This window comes from Marinobacter nitratireducens, from assembly GCF_000708045.1.
In the GTDB taxonomy this organism is placed as follows: domain Bacteria; phylum Pseudomonadota; class Gammaproteobacteria; order Pseudomonadales; family Oleiphilaceae; genus Marinobacter; species Marinobacter nitratireducens.
The window spans coordinates 374173-395163 of the sequence record NZ_ANIE01000005.1; the positions used below are offsets into that span (position 1 = coordinate 374173).

At 55.5% G+C, this 20991-nt stretch carries 16 protein-coding genes; 4 read left to right on the forward strand and 12 right to left on the reverse strand.

The features are described 5' to 3' along the window. Positions 1 to 22: 22 nt before the first annotated feature. From D777_RS08835 to D777_RS08845, 3 genes are all read left to right on the forward strand, one after another. The gene (locus tag D777_RS08835) at positions 23 to 1876 is read left to right on the forward strand and encodes a DUF1302 domain-containing protein (protein ID WP_036130773.1); all 1854 of its coding nucleotides are present in this window, start codon (positions 23 to 25) and stop codon (positions 1874 to 1876) included. A gap of 38 nt (positions 1877 to 1914) precedes the next feature. Then, positions 1915 to 3276 carry a DUF1329 domain-containing protein gene (locus D777_RS08840; RefSeq protein WP_036130775.1) on the forward strand — a complete coding sequence of 454 codons (1362 nt, stop codon included), beginning with the start codon at positions 1915 to 1917 and terminating at the stop codon, positions 3274 to 3276. 494 nt (positions 3277 to 3770) lie between these two features. After that, positions 3771 to 6275, forward strand: a complete 2505-nt coding sequence (locus tag D777_RS08845; protein ID WP_227501717.1) for a helix-turn-helix transcriptional regulator — start codon at positions 3771 to 3773, stop codon at positions 6273 to 6275. 17 nt (positions 6276 to 6292) lie between these two features. Here D777_RS08845 and D777_RS08850 read toward each other — a convergent pair whose 3' ends face one another. The 12 genes from D777_RS08850 to pilB form a co-directional block, all read right to left on the reverse strand. Continuing rightward, positions 6293 to 7189, reverse strand: a complete 897-nt coding sequence (locus D777_RS08850) for an acyltransferase (protein WP_036130779.1) — start codon at positions 7187 to 7189, stop codon at positions 6293 to 6295. Between the two features lie 35 nt (positions 7190 to 7224). Next, a complete protein-coding gene (locus D777_RS08855; protein ID WP_036130782.1) occupies positions 7225 to 8157 on the reverse strand; it encodes a glucosaminidase domain-containing protein in 933 nt (310 codons plus the stop codon). An 82-nt stretch (positions 8158 to 8239) separates the two neighbouring features. Continuing rightward, positions 8240 to 10411, reverse strand: a complete 2172-nt coding sequence (locus D777_RS08860) for a hypothetical protein (RefSeq protein WP_036130784.1) — start codon at positions 10409 to 10411, stop codon at positions 8240 to 8242. A gap of 123 nt (positions 10412 to 10534) precedes the next feature. Further along, positions 10535 to 11095 carry a YfaZ family outer membrane protein gene (locus tag D777_RS08865; protein WP_036130787.1) on the reverse strand — a complete coding sequence of 187 codons (561 nt, stop codon included), beginning with the start codon at positions 11093 to 11095 and terminating at the stop codon, positions 10535 to 10537. 111 nt (positions 11096 to 11206) lie between these two features. Continuing rightward, complete coding sequence (yacG, locus tag D777_RS08870) at positions 11207 to 11395, reverse strand: DNA gyrase inhibitor YacG (RefSeq protein ID WP_036130789.1); 189 nt, start codon at positions 11393 to 11395, stop codon at positions 11207 to 11209. A gap of 41 nt (positions 11396 to 11436) precedes the next feature. After that, positions 11437 to 13788, reverse strand: coding sequence for a hybrid sensor histidine kinase/response regulator (locus tag D777_RS08875; RefSeq protein ID WP_036130791.1), 2352 nt, complete (start codon positions 13786 to 13788; stop codon positions 11437 to 11439). Between the two features lie 43 nt (positions 13789 to 13831). Continuing rightward, the gene (gene tsaA / locus D777_RS08880) at positions 13832 to 14575 is read right to left on the reverse strand and encodes a tRNA (N6-threonylcarbamoyladenosine(37)-N6)-methyltransferase TrmO (protein WP_036130794.1); all 744 of its coding nucleotides are present in this window, start codon (positions 14573 to 14575) and stop codon (positions 13832 to 13834) included. 19 nt (positions 14576 to 14594) lie between these two features. Continuing rightward, positions 14595 to 15665 carry a hypothetical protein gene (locus tag D777_RS08885; RefSeq protein ID WP_036130796.1) on the reverse strand — a complete coding sequence of 357 codons (1071 nt, stop codon included), beginning with the start codon at positions 15663 to 15665 and terminating at the stop codon, positions 14595 to 14597. After that, positions 15658 to 16257, reverse strand: coding sequence for a dephospho-CoA kinase (coaE, locus tag D777_RS08890; protein WP_036130797.1), 600 nt, complete (start codon positions 16255 to 16257; stop codon positions 15658 to 15660). Before coaE ends, D777_RS08885 begins: the two co-directional genes overlap by 8 nt. Positions 16258 to 16260: 3 nt before the next feature. Next, a complete protein-coding gene (locus D777_RS08895) occupies positions 16261 to 17136 on the reverse strand; it encodes a prepilin peptidase (protein ID WP_036130799.1) in 876 nt (291 codons plus the stop codon). After that, positions 17136 to 18356: a type II secretion system F family protein gene (locus D777_RS08900; protein WP_036130801.1), complete on the reverse strand. Its 1221-nt coding sequence runs from the start codon at positions 18354 to 18356 to the stop codon at positions 17136 to 17138. Before D777_RS08900 ends, D777_RS08895 begins: the two co-directional genes overlap by 1 nt. 2 nt (positions 18357 to 18358) lie before the next feature. Continuing rightward, on the reverse strand, positions 18359 to 20074 hold the full coding sequence (pilB, locus tag D777_RS08905; RefSeq protein ID WP_036130803.1) for a type IV-A pilus assembly ATPase PilB: 1716 nt from the start codon (positions 20072 to 20074) through the stop codon (positions 18359 to 18361). A gap of 386 nt (positions 20075 to 20460) precedes the next feature. Between pilB and D777_RS08910 the strand changes: the two genes are divergently transcribed. Beyond that, positions 20461 to 20970 (forward strand): pilin, encoded by a 510-nt coding sequence (locus D777_RS08910; protein ID WP_036130806.1) that lies wholly within the window; start codon positions 20461 to 20463, stop codon positions 20968 to 20970. The last annotated feature ends 21 nt before the right edge of the window (positions 20971 to 20991 follow it).

Genomic DNA, 20991 nt, shown 5'->3' on the forward strand with positions numbered 1-20991 from the left:
ACAACAATGGAGTAGCCTTCCAATGACAAGAAAAACTCATCAATGGCAGCGTTGGACAAAATTACCGCTCGCCGTGGCGGTAGCCGCCGGGGTATCTGGCCACGCATCTGCCTTTTCGTTTTACATGGGGGATGTGGAAGCCTCTATTAACACCACATTGTCAGCGGGTGCTGGCTGGCGGGTGGAAGACCGTGACAAGCGTCTGATCGCTCAGGGGAACCTGGGTCCGGAATACGCCCCGGGTGGCTCACTTGAGAATATCGGCGCCTCCACCAACAACTACGATGACGGCAACCTGAACTTTGACAAGGGTGATACCTACTCAAAAATCGTCAAGGGTAACACCGAGTTGTTCCTCGACTATTACACAGACAGCGACACCCTGACTCGTGTTGGTGGTCTCGTTCGCGGTCGTTACTGGTATGACTTCGAACTGAAAGACGAAAGTCGCGCGGTTGATTATGTGGGCCAGCGTCGAGAGCTGAACGACGAGGCCAAGGGCAACGCGTCAGGCGGTGAGATTCTTGATGCCTACGTGTTCTCTGATTGGTATTTTGGCAACGTGCCCGTCAGCCTGCGTTACGGCAAGCAGGTGGTGAGCTGGGGTGAGAGTACTTTCATTCAGGGTGGTATCAACGTCATTAACCCGGTTGACGTGCCCGCATTCCGCGCGCCGGGCTCTGAGCTCAAAGATGCCCTGTTGCCGGTCGAGATGTTTTACATGTCCGCCGGTGTTACCGAAAACATCACTGTAGAGACCTTCGTTCAGACAGACTGGGAGGCAGTCCGTCCGGATGATTGTGGTACCTTCTTCTCCACCAATGACTTTGCTGCCGATGGTTGCGGCCCTGTTCTGTTGGCTGGTCAGCTGCCTGACTCTCAAGCAGCAGCGCAAGGCTTTATTGCCCCTCGTTTGGGCGACAAAGAAGCCGATTCAAAGGACCAGTTTGGTGTTGCGCTACGGTGGTACGTTCCGGAATTGAATGATTCCGAATTTGGTTTCTACTACATCAAGTACAACAGTCGTCTTCCGTACGTCAGTGGTACCGTGAAAACGGCTCAGTTCCCCTCATACTTCATCGAGTATCCGGAGAATATTAACCTTTACGGCATCAGCGTAAACACCACGACTCCTGGTGGTTGGTCTCTTGGTGCTGAGTATTCATACAGAGACAAAATGCCTCTGCAGTGGAATGCGTTTGAGCTTATTTTCGGCGGGCTTCAGAAGCGCGGACCCAATGGGGAAATCCTGAGTAAGCTGGAACAGCAGCGGCTTGAGGAGAACGGAGGAACCCTGGCCCCGGGGGCTGAGGTTTCCGGCAACGATCGCTTTGGTGTCTCTCAGGCTCAGTTCACCCTGATTAAGTTCTTCGACCAGGTGATGGGCGCGAGCCGTTTGTCCTTTATCACAGAGTTCGGCGCGACTTATATTCACGATCTCCCGAGTTATGACGAGGCCCGGTATGGTCGCTCAGGGACGTTCGGGATCGGCACGCTGCCACTTTCCGGCGGAGATCTTTGTAAGGGAGAGGGTGGTCCTGCAGAAAACATTAACACCACCTACTGTAACAACGAAGGCTTCACGACCGATTTCTCCTGGGGCTATCGTGCCCGTTTCGTCTGGAACTATCCGAACGTGTTTGCCGGTATCAACCTGAACCCGCAGTTGGCCTGGAGCCATGATGTGAAAGGCTATAGCCCGCAGCCGGGTGGTGCCTTCAACGAGGGTAGTAAGGCGCTTGGCCTGTCTCTGCAGGCGGTTTATCAGAACAAGATTACCGGTAATATCGGTTATACAAACTTTTTCGGTGGAAAGCCGTATAACGAGTTGACTGACCGTGATTTTGTGAGTGCCAGTGTTTCCTACTCATTCTGAGCAAAACCGGAAAGAATTCGTTTAACGAGGTAATTTAAATGAAACTGAACAAGAAACTATTGGCCACTGGTGTCCTGGCTGCGAGCATGTTTGCGGGCCAGGCCTATGGTGCTGTTTCTGCTGCCGAGGCTGCCAAGCTTGGCGATTCCCTGACGCCGATGGGGGCCGAAAAGGCGGGCAATGGTGGTGAAATTCCAGCCTGGACTGGTGGTTTGACGACCCCGCCGTCGGACTACAAGGGTGATGGCGTTTACGTGAACCCGTTCCCGGGTGAAAAACCGAAGTTCACCATCAATCAGGGTAACGTTGACCAGTACGCGGACAAGCTGTCTCCCGGGCAGGTTGCCATGATCAAGAAGTATGACGACTACGTGATGCCGGTGTACGAAACCCACCGGTCTGCCGCGTACCCGAAAGAGGTCATGGACGAAACCGTTGCCAATGCGTCCAAGGTGGAGTTGATCAAGGACGGTAACGGCCTTGGCAATTACGAGAGCGCAACGCCGTTCCCGATCCCCCAGAACGGCCTGGAAGCGATCTGGAACCACATCACCCGCTACCGTGGTGGTTCTGTTCAGCGTAACGTTGGGCAAGTGACTCCGACCGCTGGCGGTGATTACTCTGTGGTGAAATTCCAGGACGAGCTGACCTGGAGAACTTACCTGTCTGACTATGAGCCGGGTGAAGATCCTAACGTGCTGTTCTACTTCAAGCAGGCCATTACCGGGCCGGCTCGACTGGCCGGTAACGTTCTGCTGGTCCACGAGACCATTGACCAGGTGGCAGAGCCTCGCCGGGCATGGGTCTACAACGCGGGTCAGCGTCGGGTTCGTCGTGCGCCACAGGTTGCCTATGATGGTCCGGGTACTGCCGCGGATGGTATGCGTACCTCTGATAACTTCGACATGTTTAACGGTGCCCCGGATCGTTATAACTGGGAGCTGGTGGGTAAGCAGGAAATGTACATTCCGTACAACTCCTACAAGCTGGTTGATCCTAGCCTGAACTATGATCAGATCATCAAGGCAGGCCACATCAATCAGGATCTGACCCGCTACGAACTGCACCGCGTATGGCATGTGCGCGCAACCCTTAAGGAAGGTGAGCGTCATATCTATGCCCAGCGTGACTTCTACATCGATGAAGATACCTGGCAGGCTGCTGTCATCGATCACTACGATGGCCGCGGAGAGCTGTGGCGGGTTGCTGAGGCTCACGCCATGCAGTTCTACGATCAAGTAGTACCGTGGTATGCGATCGAGGTTCTCTATGACCTGCTGTCTGGTCGATACCTGGCTCTGGGTCTGACAAACGAAGAAACAGATCCGTATGAGTTTGGCGTGGAACGCCGCTCAAGGGACTACACCCCAGCGGCCCTGCGCCGTGCCGGTACCCGCTAACGCGGAACCGAGCTAGCACAAAAACGGCGAGTCTGGTGCTCGCCGTTTTTGTTTGGGGAAAGGTCTGAATTCGCGATCATTCCATCCGTTAAAAAATCGCCACTTCCGAAATTCCTTTTACGTCAAAATTTTGCAGCCACCCCCCAAATTGGTTTAACCTTCCTCTAATACTAAAGGCGTATCCGAAGAAGAACGCCACTCTCGAGCGTCTTCACCGACCGTTATTAAGGTGTGAAGTCCAATAGTACAGAGAACTATTCCGGCTAGAGGAATTCCGTTCCAGCCGGCTTCAAATGGGGCAGTGAGTGAAACCATTCAATGATGGCGGTGCAGCCAACGACGAGTTTCAGTCAGCAAATACCGGGTTACAGCGAGGGGAACTGGTCAGGGATTTGTTAAAGCACAGGCTCCAGACCCCTGTAATCCCTGCGGACTCACTAAACAGATCACACATCGACACTCTCCTTCATGACGCACTGGTTCCACGGGGCGCCATGTTTGTTCAGGCACCTTGCGGCTACGGGAAATCCCATGCGGTTCTGTCCGGCATTGCTTCCTCTTCAATTCCGGAAGAGGCCATACGCTGGGTCTCGTTGAACGCTCAGGATAATTCGCCAACCCGATTCCTTTCCCTGATCGCCATCGCTTTTGATCTCCCGGAATCTACCGATAGCAGCCTTCAGGCCGGTGCGAGCTTTTCGGATGCTCTGGCGATGATGTTGGTCACCCTGAACCGGAAGGCGTCTGAGCGTATGCAGGTGATCGTGCTCGATAACCTCCAGAACCTCACCAATCCGGCGGTTGTTGCGTTGCTGCAACAGCTGGTTGCGGAACTTCCCTCGGCGTTGTCGATTATTCTCATCTCCAGAAAGGCGCTCCCATTTGATAGCCATGGTCTGGAACTTGAGAACCGTTTTGCCCGTATCGGGGTTGAAGTGCTGGAGTTCAGTCGTGCCGAGACGTTTGAATTTTTCAAACCGTCACTGTGCCGGAATCAGTTGACCAGCGTTGCGGTTGATAACCTGTATGATCTCACTGAAGGCTGGGTGACACCGCTGGCCTTATACCGGCGCGAACTGTTGCGAGAAGTGGAGCGCAAGCCAGTACAGGAAACGGAGAGTGTCGAACGCTTCCTGAAAGAATCCGTATTAGGAGGTCTGACGCCGGGGCAGCAGAAGTCGATTAGGGCCGTGGCCGAATTGGAACTCTGTTCCGATGAACTGTATCTCGCCCTGGAGCCAATTACTCCAGATTCCAGCTTTTGCCCATCGATGGCTCACGAACAAGGGCTGCCGCTCAGAATCATGCCAGGAAGGGGGCGGTGGTACCGTCTGAATCCGCTGCTTCAGGAGTGGCTGAAGTCCCCCGTTATGCCGGGCTACCAGGATAGAATGCTGGAGACCAGCCGGTGGTTTGGTCATCGGGATCAGTTTCCGGAGGCGCTGAAGTACGCGTTACTCTCTGGCGACGGTGAGGCGGTGATTCGTATTGCCTCGGAAGGTTCAGAAGCCCTCCTTCTCGGGCAGGACACGGCGTCTCTTTTACGCCTCAGGAAAACGCTTCCCCCGGGGCTTCTGGAGCGCAGCGCCCGGTTGCGGATTGTCTACAGCTGGGTGCACGCCATCGGGGGCCAGTTCCAGCAAGCGCGAGCTCTGGTTGATGAGCTGGCAGGCCCGGATTTCGAAGAGCATGAAGCCCGAATATACGCCTTGAAGGCGTTTATCCTGCGTGGCGAGGGCAGTGTCGAGGGCGCTCTGGCGGCGGCCGACCAGGCATTGCAGCTGGGGCACCTATCCCCTCAAGCTCGCTTGATTACGCAGATGGTTCGTTCCAGTGCTCTTTGTGCTGCGGGCAGATTTGCCGAAGCCCGTGAGGCAAACCGATCCACAACTCGGCTCGCGAGGGAGGCCGGGGACTCAGGTTCGGAGGCGCTCGCGGTGTACAGTCATGCCCGAATAGAGCTCGGTAAGGGGGCGTTAAAGCACGCCGAACAGCTTTTGCGGACTGGCCTCGACACGGCCATGCAGGAACTGGCCAGGCCTGCCAGGGTCGGTGAAACGCGCCTACAGTTGAACCTGGTGCTTATCCTTTGGCACCAGGGGCGCTACCGGGAAGCGGATCGGTTGCTGGTGAACTGTGGCCGTCATGCAGAGCAGGCCCGGGATCTGGGGTTCCTGCTGGTGATGACGATCCGTGTCCTAATGTGCCGGGTCGAAGGGCGTTATGACGAAGCCTTTGTCTGGATTGGGCGAGCAGAACGAACAATGCATTCCTGGCAGGTCGACGAATCGCTGTTTGTGCCAGTGCTGGAGGCGCTGAAGGCGAGTTGCTGGTTGGCGCAGGGGCAAGTCGAAAGTGCCGCGCAGGCGGTGCGCAAACTGGAGCCATATCGCGAGGCAGGTTGTGTACCGGAGCTTTTCCCGATGATGCCGGGGTTACTTGATTGTATGCATGCGAGAGTGGATCTGGCCCGCGGTGAGTTTGTGCGCGCCCGGGAAACCCTCACCGCTATGCGAGGCCGATATGAGGATGCGATACCGTGGGGTGTGGAACTGCATATTCGCCTTCTTGAAGCCGTAATCACTCACGAACAGAAAGGTCCTGTGGCTGCCCGGAAGATGCTGTTGTCAGTGGTCGCTGAGGCGGCGGAAGAACACTTTATCAGCCCCTTTGCGGAGCTTCGGTCTGAATTACAGGCTGTGGTGCCCGGGCATTTCGCCCAGATTGCTGACAGCCCCTTCAAAGACGAGTTGGGCAGATTGTTTCAGCTGAGCGAGACGTCCACGGTATCCCCTGAAGCCCTGGCGGAGCCCATCAGTGAACGCGAACACGGTGTACTGGAATTGATTGCCATGGGGCTATCGAATCAGGAAATCGCGGATAGACTTCACATCTCACTGCATACCGTGAAAACTCACGCCCGCAGAATCAATGCGAAACTGGAAGTGAAGTCCCGGACCCAGGCCATTGTCCGGGCCCGTGAGTTAGGCATCCTGTGAGCTGAGCAAAGCTCTCTCTATCCGGCTTTGCTCAATTCAGTAATACGGCGATCTTTTTCTGCCCAGAGATCGCTTACCCAGCGCTGGAATTCCACCCGGGTCTCCCGGTTGTTTTCATAGTCCATGCCCAGGAAGCGACTGGGTATTTCCCGGGTCCTGACATCGATGATGATTCGGTCGATCCGTCCGCACAGATAATCCCAGATGCCAGCCCTGCCATTCGGATAAACGATGGTGACGTCAAGCATGGTGTGGATCATTTCACCCATGGCCTGGAGTACAAAGGCCGTGCCGCCGGCTCGGGGCTTCAGGAGGTGGGTGTAAGGCGATCTCTGGTTTTTGTGTTTAGCCGGAGTGAATCGCGTTCCTTCCATGAAGTTGAAGATGGTCACGGGGGTGTAGCGGAATTTCTCGCAGGCTGCCTGGGTAGCGGCAATATCCTTGCCCTTCAATTCGGGCTTTCTGGCAATTTGCTCTTTGGTATGCCGGTGCATAAACGGGAAATCCAGCGCCCACCAAGCGATCCCCAACAATGGGACCCAGATCAGTTCTTTCTTCAGGAAGAATTTGAGCAGCGGGATTCGACTGTTGAGAACGTACTGAATGGCCGGGATATCTGCCCAGCTTTGATGGTTGCAGGTGACGAAGTACCAGTGCCGATGGTCCAGTTGTTCCACGCCTCGGACATCCCACTCCACCCGGTGTAACAGATCTACAAGCAGGTTATTAAATCCAATCCAGAGCCAGGCAATGCGGTTCAGAATAACGGTGCAGCCTTTTCGAATCGGGGTGACTGGAAGGATGAGCTTGATGATGGCGACCAGTAACAACACCGGAAACAGGATCAGAGTGTTAATCAGAATCATGAGCGCAGCAAGGGTTCCCTTGAGCGGCGCAGGCAGAAAGTACAGCATGTGGGTCGTCTCTGGATAATGTGAGGTTGGTGTTCTCAGCCTTCCTTGGGCGCGTCAGCAGTGTCCTGTCCCGGGAGAAGCTCGGTTTCCGGGCTGGACGACGCTAACTGCTGGAGATGATCCGGGCTCTGGTCCTTGATCACATTCCGGAAATCATCATCGTAGAATTCCAGATTGTTGTAGTGAATCATCGCTCGGATCTCTTTTACATAGTCTTGTCCGCGCTCGGAATAGCCGAGCAGGCCACCGGCGAGATCCAGTCCGGATAAGTCCTCGCTTTGCTGTCGATCGGCGAGCCGTATGTCGCGTAACGTTCGATAGGTCGGGTGGCGATTCAGGTTCTGAATGTAGGCCCGCACAGAACGGTAGGGTGAGCTGAACCTGGCGACCTCATGGCTGGAGCCTTCGCCCCTTGCGTTTGGCACCAGGCCGCACCCCTTGGAGAAGCACCATTGCCCGAACAGGTTGTTGCCTTCGGTTGCAAACCGGGACGTTCCCCAGGCCGACTCGTTTGCTGCCTGGGCCAGGATGAGGGAGGGCGGTATCACATCCAGCCGCTTGCGAAGCAGTTTAAACTGCTCAATGCTGCCTGATGGGGACTCGACCCGGAGGCGTTCAGCCTGGTTGTCGAGCCATTGTTGTTCCTGATCCGTTAGCTCATTTTTCCCCGAGAGGCTTTCCAGATAGCTACGTTCGATAAGCACGCGAGAGTTTGCGAGCACGATACGGGGATAGAGAAAGGAGAAAAACGCGGCTTTCTTTTCTGTTGTGTCCTGATACTGGGAAAAGTCTGGTAATTCGTCCTGTGCCCAATCTGGCAGGGCGGGCATCGATTCCAGTGCGAGTTCAAAGCCGGCGTCTCCTGACCAGCCATGGCCGAGTCCTGCAGGGGGAACGTGTAATCCGCCACCAACTGCAAAGGCAATCAATGGAATGACCAGAAGAAGGCCCCGCTTTCCTACAGACATACAACCCCTCGTTAAAATTGATATGCGAACAATTATAACAGGTCGTACGGTTTCGTCTTCCTGGCGGACCAGGCGCTGACCGTCAAGGAATGCGGGTTGCGATCACAAGGCCAACTTGTTCTTCCGTGCCTGAGGTGTCCCGCAGGCGGAAGTAGAATTGCTCGCCATCCGCCGTGTGGAACCCTTCAAGCGTAAGGTTTCCCGCGCTGAAGGTTACCTGGCCGTTTCCGGACGTTGCGTACGAAAGCGATGTGGCTGCAGTTTCATTGAGCGTGGCGTTCGAGAGTGTTTCCGACGTTACGTCGTGTTGGCTATCCAGCGTACGCAAGCTGAGCGTTGCACTGGAGCCCGAAGTAATGGTCAGCAGCGAATTGTCGAAATGCCTGAGGTGGTTGGTGTCAGGAGCAAGGCCCAGAGCGAATCCCTGAAGGCGATACGCCCCGGCGGAAGGGGCCGTGGTGTTGGGTTGGGCTGCGGCTATCAGAAACCCGTCACCGAGTGGACTGTCATCAAGGTTGAAGGCCACGAGGGAGCCGTCGGGTGTTGATGCGCCCATGCCAAGATCCGGTTGTTCAAAATCGGCCGCTTCGCTCGCTATGTCCAGATTCAGGCGGCCGATGTCAGCGTCACCACTACTGAGCCGAGACAAGCGTGGGCTCACTATCCAGGATTCCGTCAGTGTGCCAGAGCCAGTCATGACGGTCCCGCTGTTGTCCCTGAACAAAGATTCCGTATCTGCCGACTGGGTGATGTCGCCGTTATTGACTTGCCATGTGCCTAGCCCGGATTCAAAGCGGATCGGCTGAGCGCTGTCTCCGAACTGCGAGGACAGGAAGACCGTGTTGTAGGTCCGCCCATCCAGAACACTGGCGTCGAACCCCTGCTGTCTGAGCAAGTCGAGCTCAATCATTGAGACATGCTGCTCTTCCAGCGTGCCAAGACGTTTCAGCTCCTGCCCCGAGGCCTCAAGCTCAATGGCCTTACCAGCACTGAAGAAACTGCTGACAACTCGATCTGGTCCAGTTTTGTCGTTTGCCGGTGTACTTGTGTAGGCATCCAGATAATACGGGTTTCGTGTCCAGCCGATGATGCGCGAGCTGCCGCGCCCGGTAATGCTTTGGTACAGAGCTCGCCCGGCGAGCAAACGGATGTCGGACAGAAGTGTCGCGGCTCCCGGAGATGACGCGTGCGTGTTCAATTCCCACTGGTCGGAACCACGAGCGAAAAACTGGTTGCCGGCCTGGTGAATCAGGGTTTCCCGGTCATAGGGGATATCGCTGGCGAGGGAGGTGACCTTGATGTTAAACGCGTCGAAGCTGGTTAACGTTAAGGCTGGATACACGTAGCCCACGCCGCCACTGCTGTCTTGAAGCATCTCTTCCTGCGCCGTTCGCACACCCCACTGGCCGGAACCGGACAGGGTGCTTTCCATAAATGTCTGGCCCAGTTCCACGCCGAGGAAGACGGAATTGTAATCCGCCGAGCTGGCAGAGATCTTACCTGAGGAGGTATCGTCCAGCAGAGCGTAGTCCGCCATGGACGCGACATAACTGACAAAATCACCATGGTCCTCGAGTAGTGCAAGGGCGCTGTCGACCGTGGCGGTGGTGGGAATATCTATCTCGAAATCGTGCACCTGATCGGCAATGGTTGACCACACATACTTGTTGAGACACAGCTGGCCACCTGCGTCCTCCGCGCAGTCCAGGATGCTCTGAAATTCTCCGGCGGTGTAGGTGGGCAGGGTGTTTCTCACGAGGTATTCGGAGAAGGGGTTAACTTTTACATCCCGATCGGCATCGGCGGCAAACGCCCTCATTCGGGCATTCCCGTAAGTGGCGTCGATAATCACATCCGGCGCTAGCGGCAAGCCGTTCTTGAAAGTGATGACCGTATAGCCATTGCTGTCGGTGCGTGTGTCGATGTCCGCCGCTCCCAGGTTCTGTAAGCCAGGATTGGTTCTGTAAACGCTCACACGGTCGGGCTGCACGATGCGTAGATTTCTGCGTGTTAATTCTGCATCCGGAGCAATGCTACCTGGGACTTCCATGGTGATGCGGACTTCATTGCTTTCGAGTCCGCCGGCATTGTTGGAGTCGCCGGTGCTACCCGAGGTGAAGTCGTCAACGGGGTTCTTGATGTCGGCAAAGTCGTTCGGATCGTTCCTGACGGCCTTGAGCGCGTCATCACCGCCACCGCAGCCGGAGGTTATGAGAATGATGGAAGTGAGAAAAATACCGAGGGTGATTCGCATATCTGCCGTCCGTGAAGCCTTTTCTGGCCGACAGTCTATCAGTGGGGATACGGGTAAAGCGTGAGGAAGGACACGAAATGGATGCCCGGGATTTCGGGCATCCATCCGTCATGTCGGTAGGGATCAGAAGAAGATCTTCATGCCTGCCATGACGCCTTCGTCCAGATTGACGTCACCAGCGCCAGCGTAATCAAGATCGGTGTTCAGGTACCGATAACCGGCGAAGACTTCGGCGTTGCGGATAACGCGGTAGCTGCCACGAAGCTCGAGGCTGGTGAGGTCCTCGGAATCACCAAAAGACAGAATGTCCGGAGCGTAGTGCAGGGCGCCGGTGAAGGACAGGCCCGGCACATCGGGAATATTAACGGTTCCGAATCCGCCCAGGCCAATGGCGCCGCCATCCGCGTTGTCCGCATCCCAGGCCAGTCCACGCATACCAATGCCGGCGGTGGTGGGCAGGTTGCCAATGGCAGTGCGGCCCTGAGCGTGGAAGTCAACGTTCAGGATGTCCAGGCCACCTTCATGGTAGGTATAACCTGTGCCCAGCTGAATGTCGTTGTTGTTGCCAAAAAAGTTCACCTGGCCTTTGACGGAATCGTCGGTGAGACTCAGGTCTACGTCGCCTGCAAACGCAGGGGCGGCTGTCAGGGACAGGATCATCAGGGAAATACGAGACGCTTTCATTCGTGCACCTTCTAGTATCGTTGGATTATTGGGTCGCCATTATACGGGGGAGCCTCGGGGGCTCAACTTAAAAGGCGTTAAGTCCCTGTTAACCCCGAAGGCCTTTGAGGTTTAGTGATGGGTCGTTTCGCCACCCTGATCCAGATCATCCGGTGAGGCATTCTCCGCTGGCACACGGTATTCCTCATTGGCCCAGGCTCCCAGATCGATCAACTTGCAACGCTCTGAGCAAAAGGGGCGGTATGGATTGGTATCGGTCCATTCGACGGACTTTTTACAGGTCGGGCATTCTACATTCATGACGGGCTTTCTGTCTGATGGAGGGATTGCCCTCCGCCACCTCAGGAATTGGCGGAGGCTTTGCAGTATTGTTCCAGCACTGCGCGCAACATTTCAATGTTGACAGGCTTGGCGACGAAGGAATCCATGCCCGCACGCCGGCACCTTTCTTCGTCTTCCTCCATGGCGCTGGCGGTCAGGGCCACCACGGGCACCCGGACACGGTTTCGCACCTGTTCCCATTCCCGCAGCCGTCGCGTGGCCTCAAAACCATCGACACGAGGCATGATGCAATCCATGAAAATCAGATCAAACGGGTGCCACTGCCACAGGCTCGCGGCGGCCTCGCCATCGTTGGCCGTCATTACATCACAGCCCAGCTTTTCCAGTAATCGGCGGGTGAGGGTGCGGTTTACCGGGTTGTCTTCCACCAGCAACACCTTCATGCGGCCACAGGGCAGTTCACGACGCTTGGAGGTATCGCTCACTGACTGTAAAGAGAAACGAGTCAGGAAGCGGCGCTCCTTTTTAGCTGCATCTGCAAAGAGCTGATTCAGAATCGGAGTCAGGCAGGATTCTCGCAGGGACTTGCTGAGGAACGCGTCCGCGCCTGCCTGTCGGAAATGCTCGGCATCGCCCCGCTGTGGGTTGGAAGAGAGAATCAGCAGGCGCATTTCGGACCATAATGGGTTGCTTCGAATCTGTCGGCACAGCAGGTCGCTGTCCATATCCGGAACAAAGCCATCCAGAATGAGGGCGTCGAACGGTTGCTGGTTATCAAATGCCTGCCTGAGGGAGGTCAGGGCCTCACCGGCTGACTTGACGGCTTCGATATAAACGTCGTGCCGGGACAGCATTTCTAGTGTGATTTTTCGGGAGAGTTCGTAAGAGTCCACTACCAGGATACGCTTGCGGTTCACCATCCTGGTATCCGGGCGCACCCGGGTCGCGCTCTCCGGTGCAACGGGCAACGTGAGTTCAATCCAGAAGGTCGAGCCCTCACCCGGGCGGCTTTCCAGGTCCAGAGAGCCGTTCATGAGGTTGATAAGCTGGCGGCAGATGGTCAGGCCCAGGCCGGCTCCCGGCAGTTGGCGCTGGAATTGCTGGCCGAGCTGAACATAGGGTTCATAGACCAGGGGGACATCCTCGGGGTTGATACCCACCCCGGTGTCCTCAACGGCGATGCGGATGCGGGCATTGTCATCCCGACGGCCAAGTACTTCAATGCTGATCAGGACGTGTCCGGAGTCAGTGAACTTAATGGCATTAGCGGTGAGGTTCAGGAGAATCTGACGAATCCGGACCGGATCGCCCTTGAGGGCCCAGGGCAGGTTTTCGTCGATTCTGAGTTCCAGCGCCAGGCCCTTTTCCCGGGCCCGGGTGCCGAGCATATGCACCAGGTCGTTCAGGGTTTCACGCAGGTCAAAGGGCAGTTCATCCAGCACCAGCTTGCCCGCTTCCATGCTGGAAATGTCCAGCAGGTCATTGATGATGGCTGAAAGGCTCTCGGAGGCGCTGAGCAGGGTTTGAACGTATTCCCGCTGATCCTGGTCCAGCGGGGTGTCTGTCAGCAGGTTGGCGTAGCCAAGCACAGATTGAAGCGGGATGCGAAGCTCGTGGCTGACGTTGGCGAGAAACTGGTTCTTGGCGTGGTTGGCCCGAATGGCTTCGTCCCGCTCATCCCGGGAGCGGATGGTTGATTGTCGCAGATCCTGGGTATCGGCCAGAATCTGCAGGCGCATTTTGTTCAGTGCCTGTTCCAGCTCTGAAAGCTCGTCCGGCGTCTTGCGCGGCTTTCGTTTCAGCCGCAGGGGATCCACCAGAGCGTCGAGGTTAAGTCGCGCTGCGTAGTCGGCCATGCTCTCAAGGTGGCGGGACAGGGTCAGGCGAACAATCACCAGGAGTCCAAGCGTTCCCAGCATCACGACAATGGATTGGAACAACAGGTGGAGCAGGGCGCGGTCCCTGAGCTCATTGTAGACCTGCTCAATGGAAGACGTGACGGTGAGGGTGCCAACCTTTTCCGGATCGCGGAACTTGGATCGGTCGAAGATCAGGGGGAATGTCTGGGTGATCACCCGGCCTTCCGGGTAGACACCGGTTGTGAACTCTTCGCCGGTGGAGGTGATAACCCTGGCGTACTGAATGGCAGGAACGGCCTTCATGTCATCCAGGCCGTTGGCAACTTCGCTGAAATTCATCAGCCAGATGTTGTTGCTCATGCTGCCGGAAACCAGATCCGCGGCGCGTGCCTGAGTACTTTTAAGGTCGTCCTGTCTGCGTTCGAATTCACCGATCAGCTGCACGCCGGTGGCGACCAGGGAAACAACCACGCTGAACAGGAGCACGTAGGCCAGCAGCCTGGCAGCCAGCGGCCGCACGCCCCATCGCTTTAGAAACTGGTTTGAAGGCAATGCACAAATTCCCTGTGTCGACTACAAATTAACCTACGGGAGTTTAACAGACCGTCAGGACTTCGACACGTTCCCTTGAACCCTCATTCACAAAACGAAACCGAATGTTCAGGTCATACAGGTGGGCGCCGTATATGCGATCTTCTTCCCGGCCACGTCGAAACGAAGGGCGGGGGTCGTAGCTGACGACGTCCTCAATCAGCAGGCGAAGATCGGGATACTGGTTCGTTGGGAGGTTTTCGAGCTGTTCTTCAGCCTCCGGCAGGAAAACCACCGGCAGTTTTTCGGTGGGGGGAGTGTCCGCCCAGCCAAGAGTGGCCTCCGGAACCGAATCGGCGAAGGGCAGGTAAGGCTTGATGTCCAGAATGGGGGTGCCCTCGATCAGATCATGATCGCTTATTTGCAGTACCAGCTTTCCATTCTTGCGAGTCAGCCCTTCATTGCGAACCACGGATAAGCCAAGACTGTTCGGGCGGAAGGGAGAGCGACTGGCAAACACGCCCATCTTACGATTGCCGCCCAGTCGGGGTGGCCGTACTACCGGACGCCACTCCGCGCGCACGGCCTCGTGGAACTGGAAGGTCAGCCAAAGGTGGCTGGCGGTTTCCAGTCCCCGGAAGGCGTCCTCGCGGTCAAACGGCGGTTCGATTTCCAGGTCAGCCCGGGCGTAGCGGGTCAGGCCGGGCTGCCTTGGGACGCCGAACTTGTCCTGAAAGCAGGAACGGGTGTAGGCGACGGGGGTCAGGGTCAGCGCCTCATTTGCGGGGCGGGATGGATGTCTGGGCATAGCTTGTTGCAAGTCAGGTTCAGTAGGAAGACTGAATACTACCGGAAAAATACAGCTCGACCCGAAATATTATCGAGGTTTGGTCCTTGAAACCTTCCTCCCTCGGGAAGGTCAGGGCGGGGATCACTTCGCCGTAGACCCAGTCACTGTGCAGGCGATAACGCCAGGTCAGGTCGGCGAACGCGGATGAGGTTCGCCATGAGGGTTTGTTTTCGCCGAGCACGCCAATACGAGGGGTCAGGGTAGATCGATTGCTTACCCGCTTTTGCAGGCTGAAAATCTGGGCCGCAACAAATTTCCGATCCCGGTGTACCCACTCAAGCTCAGACGAGGATCGGAAGTACCAGCCGTCCATAGCCATCCGGCCGGCGCCGAACCAGGATCGTTCGCCCCATCCATCCTGGTGATAGTAATAAAACCTTTGTTGGGCGATCAGGTCCCAATGGCTGTCGGTCCGCCATTTCTTCTGAGCGGTTGCGCGCACGAACGCATCGGGGGGAATGTGCAGGCGAGCGCCGACATCGGTCGAGAAATCGATCGCGTCACCAATGATGGTCAGGTAACGCAAGGCACCGGTCGCCTCGGTTTCTGTGCGGTCCGGTTCGGTCAGTTGCCGGTCCCTTTGCCGTTCTTCCAGCGGGATTAATTCTTCGCTTTCACTTTCGATGACGAGCCGGAGTTTGCGACGGGTGGTGGGGATATCCAGGCGAAAACGGGCCTCAGGTTCAAACTGTGCCGGCTTCCCGTGTTCGGATTCGGTGGCGAATCCGATGCGCAAATAACTGGCATTGTTGGGCAAGCCCCGCTCACTGCCCGACAGCGTTCGGTCGGCCCATTGACCGAGCCATTGAACCCTGGGACCTTGCGTGCGTTCCTGCGACAACACCCAATTGCTGAAGTTGACCCAGTAGCTGTCCTTGGGCTCTGCCCAGTACTCATCTGGAGAAAAGGTGTAGAACGCCCCCGGCAGAGTTTCCGGCGACAGCGTTTCAGAAATGGGGCGCTCTTGAACCTGGAAGATCGGGTCGGCGCCATAGGCTGTGGACAATGCCAGGCAGCCACTCAGTAAAACCAGGGCTTTGCTAGCCAAATTCCACCATCAACCTGTCATGCAGTTCCCGGACCTGGCGTTCCACCACGTCCAGTGGCTGATTGTTATCAATCACGAAGTCTGCTTTGGCGCAACGTTGTTCCCTGGGTATCTGTGCGGCGATGATTCGTTCCACCTGGTCTCGGGAGTTGTTGTCCCTCGCCATGGTACGCTCGAGCTGCACCTCCGTGGGTACGTCAACCACCAGGATGCGATCAACGAGTTGGTGTTGGTCGGTCTCAAGCAGGAGAGGGGACACGAGAAGCGCATAGGGAAGCTGGTAGTTTTCAGGCTTCAGCTGTCTAATCAGTTCTTCCCGGATGATCGGGTGCAAGAGGCTTTCCAGCCATTTTCGCTCGTCCGGTGCCTTGAATACGATCTGACGTAATTGGGCGCGGTCGAGGGTGCCATCCGGCTGAAGGATCTGGCCGCCAAAGTGTTCCTCAATCTCCCTGAGCGCGGGGGTTCCCGGCTCTACGACTTCTCTGGCTACGTCATCAGCATCTACCCAGTGAATGCCAAGAGCTCCAAACTGCCGAACTACGGTCGATTTGCCGGAACCGATACCACCTGTGAGTCCTACCGTTATCATTGATCAGGCACCCAGATAGCCGAACCAGAGTGCCTGGATTTCAGGGCCGAACCAGAGTGCCAATAGGCCTGCGGCGGCAAGGTAGGGGCCGAACGGGATGGGGACTTCCCGACCGTGTTTTTTTACAACCATCAAGGTGATGCCCACAACGGCACCGACGACGGACGAGAGTAGAATCACGGCAGGCAACATCTGCCAGCCGAGCCAGGCTCCCAACGCGGCTAGGAGTTTAAAATCGCCATGCCCCATGCCTTCCTTGCCGGTGACAATCTTGAACAGCCAGTAGACCGACCAGAGCGAAAGGTAACCGGCGACGGCTCCCCAGAACGCACTGTTGAAATCGGTCAATACCCCGAAGTAGTTCAGGATCAAACCGAGCCACATCAGCGGCAGGGTTATGCTATCTGGCAGAAGTTGGGTGTCGAAATCGATGACGGTCAGAGCGACTAACGTCCAGACCAGAAGTAGCGCCCACAGCGCCGCTTCTGTAGGTCCGAGGAGCGCTACGGTAACGACCGAAAATATCGCCGTTGCTGCCTCGATGGCCGGGTAACGAGGCGATATCCGGGTTTTGCAGGAAGCGCACTTGCCACCGAGGATCAGATAGCTGATGACCGGAATGTTCTCCCAGGCACGGATCTTATGCCCGCAGGAGGGGCAGGTGGATGCCGGCTTTGAGAGGGTAATCTGCTCTTCGTTCTTGCGTTGTTGCTCCGGAAGCTCCAGGAACTCCTCGCACTGGCAGCGCCAGTCCTGATGCATGATTTTCGGCAGCCTCAGGATGACGACGTTGAGGAAGCTGCCGATGCAGAGGGAAACCAGAACAACAGACAGATACAGCAGCCACGGAGTGGCCAGAAATGTTTCGAGTGACGGCATTATCCAACAACCTGACCCATCTGGAAGATTGGGAGGTACATGGCAATGATGAGGCCACCGACCAGCACACCAAGTACAGCCATGATCATTGGCTCCATGAGTGCTGTCAGGTTGTCGACCATGTCGTCTACGACGGCCTCATAGTGCTCCGCCACTTTGGCCAGCATTTCGTCGAGGTTACCGGATTCTTCGCCGATGGCGGTGAGCTGGACGGCCATGATGGGGAATATGTCTTGCTCCCTCATTGAGGCTTGAAGCTGTGTGCCGCTCGCTACGTCGTTCTTGATCCTGCTGATGCCGTCGCGATACACCGCATTACCGGTCGCTCCAGAGACTGAATCGAGCGCGTCAACCAGCGGGACACCGGCCGCGAAGGTGGTTGATAGAACGCGCCCAAACTTGGCAACGGCCGATTTATCCAGAATCTCACCGATAACGGGAAGCTTGAGGACATATTTGTCGACCAGATCGGAAAACGCCTTGGAGCGTCGTTTCGCTTCTTTGAAAATAAATATTGTGCCCACGATGCCCAGAAGCACGACAAACCACCAGCTTTGGAGCCAATCGGATAGATTGACAACCATTTGGGTAAATACCGGCAAGTCAGCGCCAAAGCCTTGGAAAAGGCTTTCAAATTGAGGGACAACTTTCACGAGCAAGATCGCAGTAACAACTATCGCCACAACGATAACGGCAATAGGATAGGTCATTGCTTTCTTGACTTTCTTTTTGAGGTTCTCGGTTTTCTCGAGGTAGGTTGCTATCCGGTCAAGCATTTGCTCCAAAGCACCTGCTTTTTCGCCCGAGTCTACCAAGTTGCAGTAAAGATCATCGAAATGTTTCGGGTACTTACGAAGAGCGCCCGCGAAACTGGTGCCGGAGGAAATGTCATTCCGAATGCCCATCACAAGTTCCTGAAGCCCTTTGTTCTCGAGCCCGTCAGAGACGATGTCGAAACTTTGCACCAACGGCACGCCGGCTTTCATCATCGTAGCGAGCTGACGGGTAAGCATGGCGATGTCAAAGGGTGTAATTTTTTTGCTGCCGCCGAACAACGGTTTGGGCTTCTTTTTTACCTTGTCCGGAATAATGCCCTGCTTGCGAAGCTGTGCTTTAACCAATGCCAGATTCGCACCGGTTAACTCACCCTTGGATTTATTGCCTTTACGGTCCTTGCCTTCCCAAACATACGATTCCAGCTTCTGTGCTTTTTCTGCCATGCTTAATCCTTCGTCACCCGGTTGGCTTCCTCAAGACTCGTCACGCCCTCAATCACTTTAAGAAGGGCCGATTGACGCAGGTTTCGGAAACCTTCTGCCTGAGCCTGCTGTGCAATTTTAATGGAACTGGCCTCTTCCATAATCATGTTCGCCAGCTCGTCAGTTATCTTGACCACCTCATAAATACCGACGCGGCCTTTATATCCTCCATTGCATTTATCACAGCCCTTGGGGCGGTACAACGTGAAGCCTGTATCAATTTGTTCTTGTGTGAACCCTTCCTTCAATAGAACGTCTTGAGGGATATCGGCCACTTCTTTGCAGCTGTTGCACAGTCGGCGCCCGAGACGTTGAGCTATAATCAGGCTCACAGACGTTGCGATGTTGAACGAGGGCACGCCCATATTCATCATTCGGGTCAGAGTTTCTGCAGCGCTGTTTGTATGCAGGGTGGATAGAACGAGGTGACCAGTCTGTGCGGCCTTAATGGCAATGTTTGCGGTTTCCAGGTCCCGAATCTCGCCTACCATGATGACGTCAGGGTCCTGGCGCAAGAATGCCCGCAGGGCTTCGGCAAACCCCAAGCCAACTTTTGTGTTCACGTTGACCTGGTTGATCCCCTCGAGGTTGATTTCGGCTGGATCTTCGGCAGTAGAAATATTGCGTTCGTTGGTGTTGAGAATATTCAGGCCGGTGTATAGCGAGACGGTTTTACCTGAGCCGGTTGGTCCCGTCACCAAAATCATACCCTGGGGCTGCTCAAGGGCATCGAGATACATTCTCTTCTGGTCTTCCTCATAACCCAGTACGTCAATGCCGAGTTTGGCCTGGCTGGGGTCGAGAATCCGAAGCACGATCTTCTCGCCCCAAAGAGTGGGGAGGGTGTTTACCCGGAAATCGATGGCCTTGGTTTTAGAAAGTTTCATCTTGATTCGGCCATCCTGTGGGATGCGCCTCTCGGAGATGTCCAGTTGAGCCATGATCTTTACACGGGCCGAAATTTTCGGAGCCAGTTTAATGGACGGTCTGGAGACTTCCTTCAAAATACCGTCTGTGCGATATCGAACTCGGTAAGTCTTCTCATACGGCTCGAAATGAATATCCGAAGCACCACCGCGGATGGCGTCAAGAAGCATTTTATTGACGTATTTTACAATGGGTGCGTCGTCTACATCGCTGGCTGATACTGCGGTGTCATCATCCTGTTCGCCACCTTCTGTTTCGACATCTTCCAGATCGGCGTCGTCCAGATCTCCCATCGTGGTGTCTTGAGCTTCAAGATATCGGTCTATCCCAGCTCTTAATTTTGCTTCATCGACGAGAACGGCATCTGTAGAGAGGCCCGTGTTGAATTTAATTTCGTCCAGCGCCTGGATATTTGTCGGGTCCGAAACAGCAATGAATAAGCGGTTCCCCCGTTTATAAAGAGGAAGGGCGTTGTGCTTTCTGATTAGCTTCTCGTCAACAATCTTCTCCGGCATCATCTCCGGGAGAAAGGAATCCAGGTCCAGCACGGAAACGCCGAATTCCATAGCTGCCGAAAACGCCAGGCCTCGGCTATTTGCGAGATCATTCTGAACCAGATAGGTGATAAGAGGAATTCGGTTCTGCGACGCCTGAATAAATGCATCTTTCGCTGTCGCCTCGTCGAGGAGACCGTCATCTACAAAGCGCCGAGCGAGGCCAGTAAGCGTTACGTTGCTGTTGTTGGAAGCCATAAATTAATCTAGGAGCGAGCTGTAAGTTGCTGAATCGAGTGTTTTGTCACTTAGGGAGGAGTTTAGATGTCTGCTTCGGGTTTGGAAAGGTGATAGATGTAATCTGTGCTCCGACTCGAGCATTTTGTGTAGCTCCGCTCCAAGAGGGTGACAAAAAACGTCACGTGGTGACAGAGATTGTCCGCGGGTGTCTGGCTTATAGTGTGACTTGAATTGCTACAGTAATGCGTTTAACTATCTGGTTTTACGTATAAATATAATATAAGTCCTATGTTGGCATGGTGCGTGCAGTAAGTATTTCAGGCTCCACTTCCGGTCGCAGGGTGTGACTCCGCCGGGCCCGGGCCATTAAAAGAATTTCAAACCGACAACCGTAGAGGTCGACCATGCAGAACATGAAGATCAATCACGCTCAGAAAGGTTTCACGCTCATCGAATTGATGATCGTTGTTGCAATCATCGGTATCCTGGCTGCTATTGCCATCCCCCAGTATCAAGACTACATTGCTCGTTCCCAGGTAAGCCGTGTTGTCGGTGAAGTGAATGCTCTGAAAACCAACGTTGAAGATGGCCTGATGCGCGGCGCTACCATCATCACCGGTTACACCGATGACCTGACTAAAGATCCGATCGAAATTGCGCTGGGTTACGACTCCACCAAGTCTAACCTGCTTGATTCATCTGCCGGTACTAACGGTATCACCATCAACAACGGTGCTACTGCTGCTCCGCAGATCCAGGCTACTCTGGGTGGCGACGCTACCGCAGCCGTTAAAGGCGCAGTTGTTACCATTTCCCGTACCGCTGCAGGAGTATGGACTTGTGCGGTTGACAAGAGTGGCGCTGGCGCTGGCTGGAAAGACAGCTACGCACCTGCAGGTTGCGACGCATCTTGATGCTTAGCTAGCATGCCCTCG

What these genes read in the sequence shown, in the direction of transcription:
- D777_RS08835 (WP_036130773.1), top strand. Translation starts at nt 23, where the DNA reads ATGACAAGAAAAACTCATCAATGGCAGCGTTGGACAAAATTACCGCTC.
- D777_RS08840 (WP_036130775.1), top strand. Translation starts at nt 1,915, where the DNA reads ATGAAACTGAACAAGAAACTATTGGCCACTGGTGTCCTGGCTGCGAGC.
- D777_RS08845 (WP_227501717.1), top strand. Translation starts at nt 3,771, where the DNA reads ATGTTTGTTCAGGCACCTTGCGGCTACGGGAAATCCCATGCGGTTCTG.
- D777_RS08850 (WP_036130779.1), bottom strand. Translation starts at nt 7,189, where the DNA reads ATGCTGTACTTTCTGCCTGCGCCGCTCAAGGGAACCCTTGCTGCGCTC.
- D777_RS08855 (WP_036130782.1), bottom strand. Translation starts at nt 8,157, where the DNA reads ATGTCTGTAGGAAAGCGGGGCCTTCTTCTGGTCATTCCATTGATTGCC.
- D777_RS08860 (WP_036130784.1), bottom strand. Translation starts at nt 10,411, where the DNA reads ATGCGAATCACCCTCGGTATTTTTCTCACTTCCATCATTCTCATAACC.
- D777_RS08865 (WP_036130787.1), bottom strand. Translation starts at nt 11,095, where the DNA reads ATGAAAGCGTCTCGTATTTCCCTGATGATCCTGTCCCTGACAGCCGCC.
- yacG (WP_036130789.1), bottom strand. Translation starts at nt 11,395, where the DNA reads ATGAATGTAGAATGCCCGACCTGTAAAAAGTCCGTCGAATGGACCGAT.
- tsaA (WP_036130794.1), bottom strand. Translation starts at nt 14,575, where the DNA reads ATGCCCAGACATCCATCCCGCCCCGCAAATGAGGCGCTGACCCTGACC.
- coaE (WP_036130797.1), bottom strand. Translation starts at nt 16,257, where the DNA reads ATGATAACGGTAGGACTCACAGGTGGTATCGGTTCCGGCAAATCGACC.
- D777_RS08895 (WP_036130799.1), bottom strand. Translation starts at nt 17,136, where the DNA reads ATGCCGTCACTCGAAACATTTCTGGCCACTCCGTGGCTGCTGTATCTG.
- D777_RS08900 (WP_036130801.1), bottom strand. Translation starts at nt 18,356, where the DNA reads ATGGCAGAAAAAGCACAGAAGCTGGAATCGTATGTTTGGGAAGGCAAG.
- pilB (WP_036130803.1), bottom strand. Translation starts at nt 20,074, where the DNA reads ATGGCTTCCAACAACAGCAACGTAACGCTTACTGGCCTCGCTCGGCGC.
- D777_RS08910 (WP_036130806.1), top strand. Translation starts at nt 20,461, where the DNA reads ATGCAGAACATGAAGATCAATCACGCTCAGAAAGGTTTCACGCTCATC.